We start from the raw sequence: 14,818 nt of genomic DNA, 5'->3' as shown, positions 1-14,818 counted from the left end.
GGAGGAGGGCGACAACGCGGAGCGTTGGCAACCGACGACAACGCGGCAGATGGGCGTGCCAGGGGTCGCGACCCCGGCAGGACCCATCGGACAGGTCCTAGAGCCAGCCGCGGCTCTTGAACATCCGGTAGAGGAAGACCTCGAGCGCGGCCATCAGCAGGATCACGGCCGGGTACGACCACACCCAGCGCAGCTCGGGCATGTGGTCGAAGTTCATGCCGTAGACCCCCGCGAGCATGGTGGGGACGGCGACCATGGCCGCCCACGCCGAGATCTTCCGCATGTCGTCGTTCTGCCGCACGCTCATCTGCGCCAGATGCGCGGAGAGGATGTCGGACACCAGCCGGTCGAGGCTGTCCACCGAGTCGTTCACCCGCGTCAGATGGTCGTTGACGTCCCGGAAGAACGGCCGGGCCGTGTCGTCCACGAACGGCACGGCGGGCGCGAAAGGGCCCGCTCCGGAGAGGCGCATCATGGGCATCGCCAACGGTCCCGTGGCTCGGCGGAACTCGACGATCTGGCGCTTGAACGTGTAGATCCGGGACGCCGTGTTGCGGGTGCCGCCGCGGTCCGGCGAGAAGACCTCCGCCTCCAGGACCTCCAGGTCCGTCTGCAGCTCGCCGGCCACGTCCAGATAGTGGTCGACCGTGGCGTCGGCGATCGCGTACAGGGCGGACGTCGGGCCGTGCTTGAGCACCTCGGGGTCCGCCTCCATGCGATGGCGTACGGCAGCCAGTGGCGACTCCTCGCCGTGCCGGACGGTCACCACGAAGGAGTCGCCGATGAAGACCATGATCTCGCCGGACGAGACCGCGTCGCTCTCCAGCTCGTACACGACCGGCTTCAGGACCACGAAGAGCGAGTCGTCGAACACTTCCAGCTTGGGCCGCTGATGCGCCTTCAGGGCGTCCTCCACCGCCAGCGGATGCAGCGCGAACTCCTCGCTGACCTGGTTGAACTCCGACTCCGTCGGCTCGTACAGACCGATCCAGACGAACGCGTCGCCGGTGGCGCGCGCCTCGGCGAGCGCGTCCGAGAAGTGGCCGGAGCACTCGGTCCTTCGCCCGTCGCGGTACAGCGCGCAGTCCACGATCACGGAGCGCATTCTTCCGAACCTCCGCTCGGGGCGCACCCTGTCGGCGGCTTAGGCTGGCCCGCATGCCCACGCTGATCCTCGTCCGGCACGGACGATCCACCGCCAACACCGCGGGCCTGCTCGCCGGGTGGACCCCCGGCGTGGCCCTGGACGAGCGCGGCGCAGCGCAGGCCGCCGCGCTCCCCGGACGCCTCGCGGACCTGCCCATCGCCGAAGTCGTCACGAGCCCGCTCCAGCGCTGCCAGGAGACCGTCGCGCCGCTGCTCGCCGCGCGGCCGGAGCTGCGGGCGCACACCGACGACCGCATCGGGGAGTGCCACTACGGAGACTGGTCGGGCCGCAAGCTCGCCGAGCTGTCCGACGAACCGCTCATGGAGGTCGTGCAGCAGCATCCGTCGGCGGCCGCCTTCCCCGGCGGCGAGTCCATGCGGGCCATGCAGACGCGGGCCGCCGAGGCGGTACGCGAGTGGAACGCGCGCGTGGAGCGCGACCACGGCGCGGACGCGGTGTACCTGATGTGCTCGCACGGCGACATCATCAAGTCCCTGATCGCCGACGCCATCGGGCTCCACCTCGACCTCTTCCAGCGCATCTCCGTGGAGCCCTGTTCCGTCACCGCCATCCGGTACACACGCCTTCGCCCGTTCCTCGTACGTCTGGGAGACACCGGCGACTTCGGGTCGCTCGCGCCGCGCGAGACGCCCGCCGGGGGCGACGCGGCGGTGGGTGGCGATGCGGGAGCACCGTGATCGTCCGCCGCAGTAGGGTGCAGAGGTCAGGCCGCACCACCGCAAGTGATCCATCGCAGTCGATCCCAATGGAGACAGGACGTGTCGCGTCAGGTGTTCCTCTACGACCCGCCGGAACGCTTCGTGGCCGGAACGGTCGGGCTCCCCGGTCGGCGTACCTTCTTCCTCCAGGCCACCGCCGGAGCCCGGGTGACCACCGTCGCCCTGGAGAAGACCCAGGTGGCCGCGCTCGCCGAACGCATGGAGGAGCTGCTCGACGAGGTCGTGCGCCGCAGCGGCGGCAACGCCCCCGTGCCGGCCGTCGCGCCGACCGAGGTCAGTGACAGCGCGCCCCTGGACTCGCCCGTCGAGGAGGAGTTCCGGGTCGGCACGATGGCGCTCGCCTGGGACGGCGACGAGGAGCGGATGATCGTCGAGGCGCAGGCTCTGGTGGAGCTGGACGCCGAATCGGACGAGGATCTCGCCGAAGCCGAGGAAAGGCTTCTGCAGGACGAGGAGAACGGGCCGCCGATGCTGCGCGTCCGGCTCACCGGCGCGCAGGCCCGCGCCTTCGCCAAGCGCGCCCTCGACGTCGTGAACGCGGGGCGGCCGCCGTGCCCGCTGTGCAGCCTGCCGCTCGACCCGGAAGGACACGTATGCCCGCGCCAGAACGGATACCGGCGGGGCGCGTGAGTCCGGCCTCCGGCGCCGATGCGGGCGCCGATGCGGGCGTCGACGCCATGGAACTGCTCACCCACGGGGAGCTGACCGTGCGCGGGCGGATCCGCGAGGCGTCGAACGCGGTGCTGTACTGCACGGTCGCGTACGAGGGCGAAACGGCCGCCTGCGTCTACAAGCCCGTCGCCGGGGAGCGGCCCCTGTGGGACTTCCCCGACGGGACCCTCGCCCAGCGCGAGGTGGCGGCGTACGAGGTCTCCGAGGCGACGGGGTGGGGGCTCGTGCCGCCGACCGTCCTGCGGGACGGGCCGTACGGCGAGGGCATGTGCCAGCTGTGGATCGAGGGCTCCGAGGCGGAGGCGGACTCGGCGGAGCTGCTTGCCCTTGTCGAGGGCGAGGAGCCGGGGGACGGCTGGAAGGCGATCGGCTTCGCCGACGTGGGGGAGGGGCGGACGGCGCTGCTCGTCCACGCGGACGATGTGCGGCTGCGGCGCCTCGCGGTCCTCGACGCGGTGATCAACAATGCGGACCGCAAGGGCGGGCATCTGCTGGTCGCCTCCGGGGGGCGGTTGTACGGGATCGACCACGGGGTCACGTTCAACGCCGAGGACAAGCTGCGGACGCTGTTGTGGGGGTGGGCGGGGGAGCCGCTGGCTGCCGAGGCGGTGGCGGTCCTGGAGTCCCTGCGGGACGCGCTGGGGGAGGCTGCTCCCCTTGCCCTGCGGCTCGGGAAGCTGATCACTGGGGCTGAGGTGGACGCGCTGCGCGCGCGGGTGTCCGCGCTGCTGGCTTCGGGCCTGCACCCCGCCCCGAGCGGCGACTGGCCCCCTATTCCGTGGCCGCCGGTTTAGCCCTCCGTCCCCCTGACCGCCTGGTACCTCGGCACCCGGCAGCGTGGCGTTGTGCCCACCCTTCCCCAAGCTCTCGGCTTCGCTCGAGCAGGGGAGACCCCACTCCAAGCTCTCGGCTCCGCTCGAGCAGGGGAGACCCCACTCGCCGTGCGGAACGCCTGCCCACAACGGGGCGGCCGGGCGGGCTCGTGCGTCCACGGTGGGGGCGGCCGGGTGGTCTGCGCGCTCGCGGCGGGGCGCGGTCGGTGGTCTGCGCGCCCACGACGGGTGGCGGGCGGTCGGGCGGTCTGCCCGCCCAAGACGGGGCTGGTCGGCGGGGCGTTGCGGGGTAATCGGGTGGGTGGGTGGGAGAGACCCGTTGGGTGGGTGGGAGAGATCCGTTGGGTGGGTGGGAGAGATCCGTCGCGCAGCGGCGGTGTAGTTGCCCCGCACAAGGCGCCCCGCCCGGATAAACCTTGATCCCCGCTCGTATACGGATGGCCCGTCCGGTTAGGCTCATGGCATGCATGCCTGGCCCGCTTCTGAGGTCCCCGCCCTGCCTGGCAAGGGCCGCGACCTCCGGATCCACGACACCGCGACCGGTGGTCTCGTCACCCTTGACCCCGGTCCCGTCGCCCGTATCTACGTCTGCGGCATCACTCCGTACGACGCGACCCACATGGGTCACGCGGCGACCTACAACGCGTTCGACCTTGTGCAGCGCGTGTGGCTCGACACCAAGCGGCAGGTTCACTACGTCCAGAACGTGACCGACGTGGACGACCCGCTCCTCGAACGCGCGAACCGCGACGGCAAGGACTGGGTCGAGCTCGCCGAGGGCGAGACCGCGCTGTTCCGCGAGGACATGACCGCGCTGCGGCTCCTGCCGCCCCAGCACTACATCGGAGCCGTCGAGGCGATACCCGGCATCGTGCCGCTCGTCGAACGGCTCCGTGACATGGGCGCCGCCTATGACCTGGAGGGGGACGTCTACTTCTCCGTCGAGTCCGACGCCCACTTCGGCGAGGTCTCCGGCCTCGACCGTGCCGCGATGAAGCTGCTCTCCGCCGAGCGCGGCGGAGACCCGGAGCGTCCCGGCAAGAAGGACCCGCTGGACCCGATGCTCTGGATGGCCGCCCGCGAGGGCGAGCCCAGCTGGGACGGGGCCTCCCTCGGCCGCGGCCGCCCCGGCTGGCACATCGAGTGTGTCGCCATCGCCCTGGACCACCTGGGGATGGGCTTCGACGTGCAGGGCGGCGGATCGGATCTCGCCTTCCCGCACCACGAGATGGGCGCGTCGCACGCGCAGGTCCTGACCGGCGAGCACCCGTTCGCCAAGGCGTACGTGCACGCCGGCATGGTCGCCCTGGACGGCGCGAAGATGTCGAAGTCCAAGGGCAACCTCGTCTTCGTGTCGAAGCTGCGGCGGGACGGGACCGATCCGGCCGCCATCCGTCTCGCCCTGCTCGCGCACCACTACCGCGCGGACTGGGAGTGGACCGACGACGTCCTGCGGGACGCCGTCGAGCGCCTCGGGCGCTGGCGAGCCGCCGTCTCCCGCCCGGACGGGCCGTCGGCCGACGCGCTGGTCGAGGAGATCCGCGACGCCCTCGCGAACGACCTGGACGCACCGACGGCGCTCGCCGCCGTCGACCGCTGGGCCGCCCGCCAGGACGCCGATGGCGGTACGGACGAGGGCGCCCCCGGCGTCGTATCGCGTGCCGTGGACGCGTTGCTCGGCGTGGCCCTGTAGCAGCTGCCCGCGAGGTCGGATCGCCCTTCGGGCTCGTCCTCAAACGCCGGACGGGCTCTCTACCGAGCCCCTCCGGTTCATCTCACCCGAATGGGCCGCTCCGGAAATCCAGGAGCGGCCCATCAAAGTCCATGGCCCCGGCGCCCGTTGAGGCGCTAGACCTCCGCCATGAGATCACCCACTCGCTTCAGACGGGCGGCGCTCGCCGCCGCCCTGCTAGGACTCCTCGCGGCGTTCGCAGGACCCGGCGGCGGCGCGCAAGCCGCCGACGAGCCCGCGACCACGGTCGGGGACGTCACGGACTTCGCCGCCGACGGGTCCGTGTACCGGATCGGCGCGGGCAAGGCCGAGGCCCGCGTCAGCTTCGTATCGAAGGAGACGTTCCGGCTGGAACTCGCCCCCGAGGGCGACTTCACCGACCCGACCGGCAAGGACATCGTCCTGCCGCAGGGCGAGCCGCCGCGCACCAACTGGGCCGACAAGGGCGACCGCTACGAACTGAGCACCTCCGAAGTGACCCTGCGCGCCTACAAGTCGCCCCTTCGGTTCGCGCTCCACCGCGCCGACGGGACCGAGATCTGGGCCGAGTCCAAGGGGCTCTCCTGGACCAAGGACGCCACCACGCAGAGTCTGGCGCGCGGCGCCGACGAGCAGTTCTACGGCGCCGGGATGCAGAACGGGCGCGGGAACACCTCGCACCGCGGCAAGAAGGTCGAGGTGAGCGTCGACTACAACTGGGACGACGGCGGCCACCCCAACTCCGTGCCCTTCTACCTGTCTTCGGAGGGGTACGGCGTCTTCCGTAATACGTACGCGCCCAACACCTATGACTTCGCCGAGCCGGTGACGGCCACCGCCAAGGAACAGCGCTTCGATGCCTACTACTTCGCCGGACGCGGCAGCGACTCCGCCAAGGACGTCATCGGGCAGTACACGAAGCTGACCGGGAAGCCCTTCCTGCCACCCATTTATGGGTTGGAGATCGGTGACGCCGACTGCTATCTCCACAACGCCAACCAGGGGGAACGGCACACCCTGGACTCCCTGAAGGTCGCCGACGAGTATCTGAAGCACGACATGCCGGGCGGCTGGATGCTCGTCAACGACGGCTACGGCTGCGGCTACGAAGACCTCGCCGAGACCGCCAAGGGCCTCCAGGACCGCGACATGCAGCTCGGACTGTGGACCGAGGACGGCATCGACCAGATCGCCGACCAGGTCAAGGCGGGCCAGCGCGTCGCCAAGCTCGATGTCGCCTGGGTCGGCGACGGATACAAGAAGGCGCTCGACGGCTGCAAGGACGCGCACAAGGGCATCGAGGACAACAGCGATGCGCGGGGCTTCACTTGGGCCCCCGAGAGCTGGTCGGGAGCCCAGCGATGCGGGGTGCAGTGGTCCGGGGACCAGAGCGGCAGCTGGGAGTACATCCGCTGGCAGATCCCCACGTACGCGGGTGCGACCATGTCCGGCCTGGCCTACACGACGGGTGACGTGGACGGCATCTTCGGCGGCAGCGCCAAGACGTACGCCCGTGATCTGCAGTGGAAGTCGTTCCTGCCGGTCACGATGACGATGGACGGCTGGGCCGCCCACGACAAGCAGCCCTTCCGGTACGGGGAGCCCTACACCTCCATCAACCGCAAGTACCTCAAGCTGCACGAGTCGCTGCTGCCCTATCTCTACTCGTACGGGCACGAGGCGACGAAGACGGGAGTCGGCGCCGTACGGCCGCTGGCCCTCGAATACCCCGACGACCCGAAGGCCGCCACCGACGCCGCCAAGTACGAGTTCCTGCCGGGCGAGGACTTCCTCGTGGCGCCCGTCTACAAGGACACCACCGTCCGGGACGGCATCTACCTCCCGAAGGGGACGTGGACCGACTACTGGAGCGGTCGTACGTATCAGGGTCCGACGACCGTCGACGGCTACAGCGCACCGATCGACACCCTGCCGCTCTTCGTCAAGGGCGGTGCCACCGTGCCGATGTGGCCCGGCGGCATCAGGTCCTACAAGTACCGCACCGCCGACTCGCCGATGGCCTGGGACATCTACCCGCAGGGCAGCTCCTCCTTCGAGCTGTACGAGGACGACGGCGTGACCCGCCGGCACCGCGACGGCGAGTACGCCACCCAGCGCGCCGAGGTCGATGCGCCCCGCGCGGGCAAGGGCGACGTGCGGGTGTCGATCGGCGCGAGCAAGGGGGAGTTCAGCGGCAAACAGACCAAGCGGCCGTACGCGTTCACGCTGCACACCGGGGACGCGCCCAGCGGCGTGGAACTCTCCGGCAGGGAGCTGCCCCGGCTCGCGTCGAAGGACGCGTACGACAAGGCGGCGCAGGGCTGGTTCTACGACCGGGACGACCGGGGCGGGGTCGTCAAGGTGAAGACGGCGGCTCTCCGCACCGACCGGGCCTTCGACCTGGAACTCGATGACACCAGCGCGGTCGGCGGTGCCGTGCCCGGCGCGACCGCGGCGGTGAGCGCCCCCGCGGGCCAGGAGCTCGGCGCGGGAGCCGCGGGCAAGGTCGCCGTCGACGTCACGGCGGGCACGCGGGACGCCACGGGTGTAGAGGTCACCCTCGACGCACCCGAGGGCTGGACGGTCGGAACCGCGAAAGCCGACCGCGTACCCGCCGGAACCACCCGCCGCGTGGAGGTGGCCGTCACCCCGGCCAAGGACGCCGACCCCGGTGAGCAGCCGCTCGACGCGAGCGCCCGCTACCGCTCGGCAGGGCAGGACCGCACCGCAGGACAGCGGATCGCGGTCGCCGTCATGCCGCCGGCGCCGACGGCCGACACCTGGGCGAGCGACATGGTCTGGCTCAAGTCCACCAACGGATACGGACCCGCCGAACGCGACCGCAGCAACGGCGAGTCGGGTGCCGATGACGGTCACACGCTGACCCTCGCGGGCAAGACGTACGAGAAGGGCATCGGCGTGCACGCCGACTCCGTGATCGAGGTCTACACCGGCGGGCAGTGCACGAAGTTCACCGCCGACGCGGGCATCGACGACGAGATCAACGGCTACGGAGAGGTCGCCTTCTCCGTAGAGGCCGACGGCAAGGTGCTGTGGACCTCGCCGAAGGTGACGGGCGCGTCGGCGACCGTGCCCGTGGACGTCGATGTGAGCGGGGCCCGGCACGTGGAGCTGAAGGTGAGCGACACCAACGGCTCCAAGAGCGGGGACCACGGGGACTGGGCGGCCGCGAGGTTCAGCTGCGCCTAGCCGTGTGACGGGCAGGGAGCGACGCCGGGCGGGAAGGACTCCGCCCGGCGCCGCCGTCTGTTCACATGGCGGCCGTGACCGTCACTTGGTGACCACGATGGCCAGGAGGTACCCCGGGTTGTTGGTGTCGTAGTAGCCGATCACCGGCTGTCCGAAGGCGAACGCCTCCTGGACCTCGTCGTGGGTCTGCGGGTTGGGGTTGATGAACGCCCGCCAGGCGCCGTCGACGTGCAGGTAGAGCACCGATGCCTGGCCGGGCAGCGGCTGGACGACGTCCCAGAACGTCGTCGCGACGTTGGACGCGAGCGCCTGCGTCGTGATCTGGGGCGCCTGCGCCTGCGGGACCTGCTGCTCCTGGCCGAACTGCTGGAGCAGCTGCTGGAACGGCTGCTGCTGGCCGAGCTGCTGGAGCTGCTGGCGCAGCTGCGGCGGGACCTGCTGCATGCCCTGCATGCCCTGCTGCCCCTGCATGCCCTGCTGGCCGAACGGTTGCTGCTGCTGGCCGAGCTGCTGCGGCGGGGCCGTGCTGGGACCCTGCTGCTGGCCCTGCGGGGAGCCGTACTGCTGCTGACCGTACTGTTGCGGCCCGTACTGCTGGCCTTGCTGCTGCATGGGACTCATTTGCGGGGTGGTGCTCATGCGGGTGCCACCTTCCCTCAATGGTTGTGGTGCTTCAGCAATGCGCATGGTGCTTGCGGTCCGTGACGGCGGGCGGTGCGTCAGCCTGTGACGACCAGGCCGACGACCTCGTCGTCGGAGAACCAGACACGTACGTCGGGATGTCCCCCCGCGAAGGCGGCGTGCACCGCCTGGCGGATGTGGGGGGACGGATCGTTGAGGTTGCGCCACTCGCCGGCGACGAACAGCCGCAGGCGTGGCGGGAGTTCGGGCGGATAGGGCAGCAGTTCGTCCCAGTAGCGCTCGGCGCGCCCTGAGCCCACCGCCGACGGCAGCAGGTTCGTCACCGCCGCCTTGATGTCGGGGCGGTTGCCGATCCGCTGGGACGCGGGCCGCCCCGGCGCGTCCTGCTGCGGCGAACCGGTCGCCCTGAGCACGGCGCGCGCCCGGTCCGGCGTCATCAGCTGCTGGCCCGCGGCCTTCAGCATGCCCTGCAGACAGGCAAGGGCGCCGACGACGATCGGCGATGCGGACGAGGTGCCGGAGAACGCGTCCGTGTACCAGGCGATTTCGTCGGCGCCGCCCTGCAGATCCCCGGGCCGGTCCCAGAAACCGCCGGTCGTGGTGGTCTCACGCCCCCAGCCCTGCGCGTCCACGCGGGCCCCGTAGTTGGAGAACCCGAGGCGTGAGCGGTCCGGGCCGTGGTCGCGGCCGTGGGTGCCGGGCGGCGGTGCGCCCGCGCCGACAAGGACGGCGCCCGACGGCCGGTTGGAGGGGTTGAACGGGTTGCGCCACCACTCGGGGAACTCGTCGGGCCTGCGCTCGTACACCGCGTCGTCCAGGGACTCCGCGCCGTTGCCCGCCGCGCCCACGACGATGACGCCCTTGGCGGTCGCGTGCCGGATCGCCGCGTAGTCGTCGGGCCACCACTCCAGGGCGATGTAGCCCTTCTGGTCGTCGCGGGGCTCGAAGTCGAACCGCGGGCCCGGGCGGTGCAGTTCGATGAGGATGATGTCGCCGGGGGCGAGGCGCTCCGCCGCGGCGTGGATCGTGGCCGCGGTGCCGAGCGGCTGGAAGCAGGCGGCCGCGGTCGTCGACTCCGGAGCGATGCCGCTGATGCCCATCTGGTTGCGGTCGCCGCCGAGCACGCCGATCACCGCGGTGCCGTGGTTGCGCCAGGCGACGTCCTGGATCGGGGTGCCGATGACCACTCCGGCGAGCTTCGCCGTCAGGTCCTCGTGCCCGAGCTGCCAGGCGCCCTCGATGTCGATCACCGTCACGCCCTCGCCCGAACCGCCGAGCCGCTGCCAGGCCCACTGGGCGTCGACGCCCTCGGGGGCCGGGCGCAGATAGCCCTGGCGGCCGGTGAAGTCGGGGGTGACGGGGGCACCCTCCTTGCGCCGCCCGGACTCGCCCGCCTCCGGGGACGACTCCTGGCGCTGCGGCGGGGGCTGCGGCCTGCCCGTCGCGCCGATCGAGGCGGGGACGGCGCCCGGCTTGACGTACGCCGTGTCGATCCCCGGCAGCGCCGCCATCCGCGAGCGCAGCTCCTGGGCGCGGCTCTCGCCGCCGCGCACCCGGTAGAAGAGCGCCAGGTCCGGTACGTCGTCGCCGTCGGTGGTCCCCTGCATGGCGGTGGCGTGGAGGCGTTCCTCGTTGCCGAACAGCGGTTCCAGGGCGAGCTGTTCGTCGGTGAGGAACATGTTCAGGGCCGACACGTCGGAACCTGCCGCCGAGCGGATGCCCTGCGTACCGGCGCGCAGCCGGGCCTCGGGCCGTGCGACGACGATCAGCTCCTGCTCGCCCGGTCGGTAGGTGAATCCCGCGCCGTCAGGTCCAGGGCCACTGGCTCCCGGGCCTCCCGCGGGCTCTGCCTGGTCGGTCATCGCTTCACCGCTCCCTTCCGTTCTACGGGTGCCGTGCTGCGCGCTGTGGCCGCGCCTTCGGGGCACACCTTGCTACGGCCGGGCGGAGTCGTCCACCCCCCTTTGCCCCAACTGAGTTTGAAATCAAGGCGATTGGGGAACCCCGTGCAATTCGTCTGGAAGTCGCCGTCAACGCGAAGGGGCGGCATCCGGAAGGATGCCGCCCCGCGCTCGTTCAGTCCTCGTTCAGTCCTCGCCAGTCCTCGTCAGTCCTCCGAGGAATCAGAGGGTCCGGATTCCTCGCCGGTGCCGCCGCTGTCCTCGTCCGTCCCCGGCCGCTGCGGCTTCGGGGGCCGGGTGCGCTCACCGGGGGTCGGGCCGCCGCCGTCGCGCCGCCGCAGGTAGCGCTCGAACTCGCGGGCGATGGCATCGCCGGACGCCTCCGGCAGCTCGGCCGTGTCCCTGGCCTCCTCGAGCGACTGGACGTACTCGGCGACCTCGCTGTCCTCGGCCGCGAGCTGGTCCACGCCCACCTGCCAGGCGCGGGCGTCCTCGGCGAGGTCGCCCAGCGGGATCCGCACGTCGATGAGGTCTTCCAGGCGGTTCAGGAGCGCCAGCGTCGCCTTCGGGTTCGGCGGCTGCGAGACATAGTGCGGGACGGCCGCCCAGAGGCTGACCGCCGGGACGCCCGCGTGCGTGCACGCCTCCTGGAGGATGCCGACGATGCCCGTCGGGCCCTCGTACTTCGTCTCCTCCAGGTCCATGGTCCGTGCCAGGTCCGGGTCGGAGGTGACGCCGCTGACCGGCACCGGGCGGGTGTGCGGGGTGTCGCCGAGCAGCGCGCCCATGATCACCACCAGCTCCACGCCCAGCTCGTGGGCGAAGCCCAGGATCTCGTTGCAGAACGACCGCCAGCGCATCGACGGCTCGATCCCGCGCACCAGGACGAGGTCGCGCGGCTTGTCGCCGCCCACGCGGATCACCGAGAGCCGGGTCGTCGGCCAGGTGATCTTGCGGACGCCGCCCTCCAGGAAGACCGTGGGGCGGTTGACCTGGAAGTCGTAGTAGTCCTCGGCGTCCAGCGCCGCGAAGACCTCGCCCTTCCACTCCTTGTCGAGGTGCGCGACCGCGGTGGAGGCGGCGTCGCCGGCGTCGTTCCAGCCCTCGAACGCGGCCACCATGACCGGGTCGACCAGCTCGGGTACCCCCTCGAGCTCGATCACCCAGGCCTCCTTCCGACGTCCTTTACGTACGCCCCAACCTTACGGCGTCCGCCGGGGCCGTCCGCAGCCCCCTTGCGGCTGCTCGGTGACCGGATCAATGCCCCGCCGGAGGGCCGCGCACTCCCGCGGCGGGCGGGTGCTTTACAGCGTCGAGTCAGAGCGTCGAGCGCAGCCACTGCTCCACGCTCGCGATGTGCACCGTCGCCCAGGACCGTGCCGCCTCCGCGTCGCGGTCCCGCAGGGCGGTGAGGATCGCCCGGTGCTCGTGCAGGGTGCGGCTGACGGCGTCCTCCTGGGTGAGGCCGCGCCAGATGCGGGCCCGTGTGGTGGGCCCGGAGAGGCCGTCGAGGAGCGAACAGAGCACCGAGTTGCCGGACGACTGCACGATGCCGCGGTGGAACTCCAGGTCGCAGGCGACCAGTTCCTCCACCGAAGGGGCCGCGCCGAGTGCGTCCAACTGGGAGGTCAGTACGTCCAGTTCGGCCTCGGTGATGTGGACGCTCGCCATGGCCGTGGCGGCCGGCTCCAGGATGCGGCGCACCGCGAGGAACTCCAGGACGGTGTCGTCCCGGTGGAAGTCGACGACGAAGCTCAGGGCTTCGAGCAGCAGTTGGGGATCCAGGCTGGTGACGTACGTACCGTCGCCCTGTCGTACGTCGAGGATGCGGATCAGGGAGAGGGCGCGCACCGCCTCACGCAGGGAGTTGCGCGAAAGGCCCAGGTCGGCGGCGAGTTCGCTCTCCTTGGGCAGCCGGTCGCCGGGGCGCAGCGCGCCGGAGACGATCATGCCCTTGATCTTTTCGATGGCTTCGTCGGTGACAGCCATGGGGACCTCGCCTCACAAGACAGAAGACATCCGATGTATTCGGATGATTATGGCGTGTCCCGGGGTTCTTGCGCACGTGGGTCAGGCGAATACGTACATCTCTCAGGGCTAAGATTTCAGTACGGATGTTTCCGTACTGACCGCGGGACCGGCGAGAGGGAGGCTACGGCGCATGGCGGGGAAGAAGCCGGCGGGGGCTCACGAGGACGCCGTCGCGTCCATCATCGAGGACTGGGCCAGAGAGCGGCCCGAGCTCGACACCTCGCCCCTGGAGGTGCTCGCCCGGCTGCACCGCACCTTCCTGCGGTACAACACCAGGCTCACCACCGCGATCGAACGGCACGGCCTCGCGGTCGCCGGATTCGACGTGCTGACCGCGCTGCGCAGGGCCGGGGCGCCCTACCGGCTCACGGCGGGCCAGCTCGCGGACTCCGGGCTCGTCTCGTCGGCCGGGGTGACGCTGCGCATCGACCGCCTGGAGAAGGACGGCCTGATCGTGCGGGAGCGGGACGCCGACGACCGCCGGGTGGTCTACTCGCGGCTCACGGACGAGGGCCTCGCCAAGATCGACGAGGTGTTCGCCGAGCATCTCGACAACGAACGCCGGATGCTCGGCGGACTCTCCCCGGCCGAGTGCCGCCAGCTGGCCCGTCTGATGTCCAAGCTGGAGCGGTCGATCACGGACTCCGACGGACCTCACGAAGCAGAGGCCTGAGCCTGAGCCTCCGCGCGGTACATGCGGCGCAGCCGGACCACGCCCAGGTCGTGCTGGTAGAGGTTCTCGCGCTGGTCCGCGTCGGCGGGCATCGCCTCCAGCATCACCCGGTCCTGCTCGAGGACCTGCCAGTGACGCTCCTCGATGAGGGTCTTGTAGAGGAAGCGCCAGGTGTCGCGCTGCCAGCCCTGGACGCGGCGGTAGCGCCAGAAGAAGACACCGGTGCGGTTCTCGTCGACCGGGCAGACCATGCCGACGATGCCGAACGGGCCGCCGGGTCCTGCCGACGGCGGGTACGGAATGGTCAGGTCCACCCAGTCCACGCCGGTGCGGCACAGCTCGACCCAGTCGAAGTTGACGCCCCGCTGGTCGGTCTTCTCGAAGAAGTAGCCGCGGTCCGTCTCCCTGATGCGGAACTTGGCGGTGGTGTCGCCGTCGTACATCGTGTGCGACTCGTGGTGGAGGAACGCGCCGTGCATCGGGTCGAGGAGGTTCTCCACCGCGAACCGCCAGGGGCCGTTCCACTCCGCGTAGCAGAGGAACGCGTCGACGTCCGGGGCGGTGAGCGGATCCGGCAGTGTCAGTTCGGCCGGCTCCGGGTGCCGCTCGTCGCTGAAGTAGGCGAGGATCGCGCCGCCGATCTCCCGCACGGGCAGCGACGTGACGAGCTTCTTGCCCTCCAGATTGCAGCCGGGCAGGCCAGGTACGGAGGAGACGGTGCCGTCGGTCTCGACCTCCACGCCGTGGTACCAGCAGGCCACGCGGTCGCCGAGGTGTTTCCCGAGCGACAGGGGAGCCCCGCGGTGCGGGCAGCGGTCGGCGAGCATCGACAGGGCGCCGTCGGAGCGGCGGAAGAGCAGCCACTGCTCGCCGAGGGCGGTGACCTTGCGCATGGCGCCTGCGGCGACGAAGTCCGAAGGGGCGACGGGGTGCCACTGGTTGCGCAGGCCGGTGGCGTAGATGTGGTCGGCGGAAGCGGTCGGGCCGGCAAGGGTGGTCATCGGGGTCACGCTCCCAGTCGGTTCATCTCGGCACAGAAGGATTCTTCGGTCCACTGGGCGCCGTCCGGCGCGTGGACCTGACGGGCATTCAAGCCACGTACGACATCGGCAAGTTCGTGCCCGTCCTTGGTGAAGACCTCTTCGAGGGTGGCGGCGAGCTTGTACTCGTACGGGGTCGGCTCGTGGGTACGGGACTGGTGGACGTCCAGGTACGGCCAGGTGGTGGTCACGGTTGTCTCCAAGGGGCACTTCGAGAA

Annotated in this window: 13 protein-coding genes; 6 read left to right on the top strand and 7 right to left on the bottom strand. The window is 70.8% G+C overall.

All coding sequences use genetic code 11. The annotated features are described in order from the left end of the window. Positions 1-97: 97 nt before the first annotated feature. Positions 98-1,096: a magnesium/cobalt transporter CorA gene (gene corA, locus AB0O76_RS41660; protein WP_365502541.1), complete on the bottom strand. Its 999-nt coding sequence runs from the start codon at positions 1,094-1,096 to the stop codon at positions 98-100. A gap of 62 nt (positions 1,097-1,158) precedes the next feature. Between corA and AB0O76_RS41655 the strand changes: the two genes are divergently transcribed. The 5 genes from AB0O76_RS41655 to AB0O76_RS41635 all read left to right on the top strand — a co-directional run bounded on the left by AB0O76_RS41655 (position 1,159) and on the right by AB0O76_RS41635 (position 8,313). Beyond that, positions 1,159-1,845 carry a histidine phosphatase family protein gene (locus AB0O76_RS41655; protein ID WP_365502537.1) on the top strand — a complete coding sequence of 229 codons (687 nt, stop codon included), beginning with the start codon at positions 1,159-1,161 and terminating at the stop codon, positions 1,843-1,845. An 81-nt stretch (positions 1,846-1,926) separates the two neighbouring features. Beyond that, complete coding sequence (locus tag AB0O76_RS41650) at positions 1,927-2,517, top strand: DUF3090 domain-containing protein (protein WP_365502535.1); 591 nt, start codon at positions 1,927-1,929, stop codon at positions 2,515-2,517. Beyond that, on the top strand, positions 2,481-3,353 hold the full coding sequence (locus AB0O76_RS41645; RefSeq protein WP_365502534.1) for an SCO1664 family protein: 873 nt from the start codon (positions 2,481-2,483) through the stop codon (positions 3,351-3,353). Before AB0O76_RS41650 ends, AB0O76_RS41645 begins: the two co-directional genes overlap by 37 nt. Positions 3,354-3,855: 502 nt before the next feature. Then, positions 3,856-5,085 (top strand): cysteine--1-D-myo-inosityl 2-amino-2-deoxy-alpha-D-glucopyranoside ligase, encoded by a 1,230-nt coding sequence (mshC, locus tag AB0O76_RS41640; protein WP_365502532.1) that lies wholly within the window; start codon positions 3,856-3,858, stop codon positions 5,083-5,085. Between the two features lie 168 nt (positions 5,086-5,253). After that, positions 5,254-8,313, top strand: a complete 3,060-nt coding sequence (locus tag AB0O76_RS41635; protein WP_365502530.1) for an NPCBM/NEW2 domain-containing protein — start codon at positions 5,254-5,256, stop codon at positions 8,311-8,313. Positions 8,314-8,394: 81 nt separating this feature from the next. Here the strand turns inward: AB0O76_RS41635 and AB0O76_RS41630 are convergent, their stop codons facing one another. The 4 genes from AB0O76_RS41630 to AB0O76_RS41615 form a co-directional block, all read right to left on the bottom strand. Then, positions 8,395-8,952 (bottom strand): hypothetical protein, encoded by a 558-nt coding sequence (locus tag AB0O76_RS41630; protein ID WP_365502528.1) that lies wholly within the window; start codon positions 8,950-8,952, stop codon positions 8,395-8,397. 80 nt (positions 8,953-9,032) lie between these two features. Continuing rightward, positions 9,033-10,817, bottom strand: coding sequence for a S8 family peptidase (locus tag AB0O76_RS41625; protein WP_365502526.1), 1,785 nt, complete (start codon positions 10,815-10,817; stop codon positions 9,033-9,035). 245 nt (positions 10,818-11,062) lie between these two features. Beyond that, the gene (locus AB0O76_RS41620; RefSeq protein ID WP_365502524.1) at positions 11,063-12,019 is read right to left on the bottom strand and encodes a PAC2 family protein; all 957 of its coding nucleotides are present in this window, start codon (positions 12,017-12,019) and stop codon (positions 11,063-11,065) included. Between the two features lie 154 nt (positions 12,020-12,173). Beyond that, positions 12,174-12,845 carry a FadR/GntR family transcriptional regulator gene (locus AB0O76_RS41615; protein WP_249590945.1) on the bottom strand — a complete coding sequence of 224 codons (672 nt, stop codon included), beginning with the start codon at positions 12,843-12,845 and terminating at the stop codon, positions 12,174-12,176. Positions 12,846-13,017: 172 nt separating this feature from the next. Between AB0O76_RS41615 and AB0O76_RS41610 the strand changes: the two genes are divergently transcribed. After that, positions 13,018-13,560 (top strand): MarR family transcriptional regulator, encoded by a 543-nt coding sequence (locus AB0O76_RS41610; RefSeq protein ID WP_365502522.1) that lies wholly within the window; start codon positions 13,018-13,020, stop codon positions 13,558-13,560. On the opposite strand, the gene AB0O76_RS41605 is transcribed toward AB0O76_RS41610, so the two are convergent. Both AB0O76_RS41605 and AB0O76_RS41600 read right to left on the bottom strand, forming a co-directional pair. Beyond that, positions 13,542-14,561, bottom strand: a complete 1,020-nt coding sequence (locus AB0O76_RS41605) for an aromatic ring-hydroxylating dioxygenase subunit alpha (protein ID WP_365502520.1) — start codon at positions 14,559-14,561, stop codon at positions 13,542-13,544. The genes AB0O76_RS41610 and AB0O76_RS41605 overlap by 19 nt on opposite strands. Positions 14,562-14,566: 5 nt before the next feature. Continuing rightward, positions 14,567-14,791 (bottom strand): recombinase-like helix-turn-helix domain-containing protein, encoded by a 225-nt coding sequence (locus tag AB0O76_RS41600; RefSeq protein WP_365502518.1) that lies wholly within the window; start codon positions 14,789-14,791, stop codon positions 14,567-14,569. Positions 14,792-14,818 lie beyond the last annotated feature (27 nt).

The organism is Streptomyces sp. NPDC086554 (genome assembly GCF_040686095.1).
Taxonomy (GTDB): Bacteria; Actinomycetota; Actinomycetes; order Streptomycetales; family Streptomycetaceae; genus Streptomyces.
Note: the sequence above shows the minus strand (reverse complement) of the source record. Positions and strands in the feature narration are given on the sequence as shown.

Coding starts and splice junctions, on each gene's coding strand:
- AB0O76_RS41655 (WP_365502537.1), top strand. CDS start 1,159: ATGCCCACGCTGATCCTCGTCCGGCACGGACGATCCACCGCCAACACC.
- AB0O76_RS41645 (WP_365502534.1), top strand. CDS start 2,481: ATGCCCGCGCCAGAACGGATACCGGCGGGGCGCGTGAGTCCGGCCTCC.
- mshC (WP_365502532.1), top strand. CDS start 3,856: ATGCATGCCTGGCCCGCTTCTGAGGTCCCCGCCCTGCCTGGCAAGGGC.
- AB0O76_RS41635 (WP_365502530.1), top strand. CDS start 5,254: ATGAGATCACCCACTCGCTTCAGACGGGCGGCGCTCGCCGCCGCCCTG.
- AB0O76_RS41630 (WP_365502528.1), bottom strand. CDS start 8,952: ATGAGCACCACCCCGCAAATGAGTCCCATGCAGCAGCAAGGCCAGCAG.
- AB0O76_RS41625 (WP_365502526.1), bottom strand. CDS start 10,817: ATGACCGACCAGGCAGAGCCCGCGGGAGGCCCGGGAGCCAGTGGCCCT.
- AB0O76_RS41615 (WP_249590945.1), bottom strand. CDS start 12,845: ATGGCTGTCACCGACGAAGCCATCGAAAAGATCAAGGGCATGATCGTC.
- AB0O76_RS41610 (WP_365502522.1), top strand. CDS start 13,018: ATGGCGGGGAAGAAGCCGGCGGGGGCTCACGAGGACGCCGTCGCGTCC.
- AB0O76_RS41605 (WP_365502520.1), bottom strand. CDS start 14,561: ATGACCACCCTTGCCGGCCCGACCGCTTCCGCCGACCACATCTACGCC.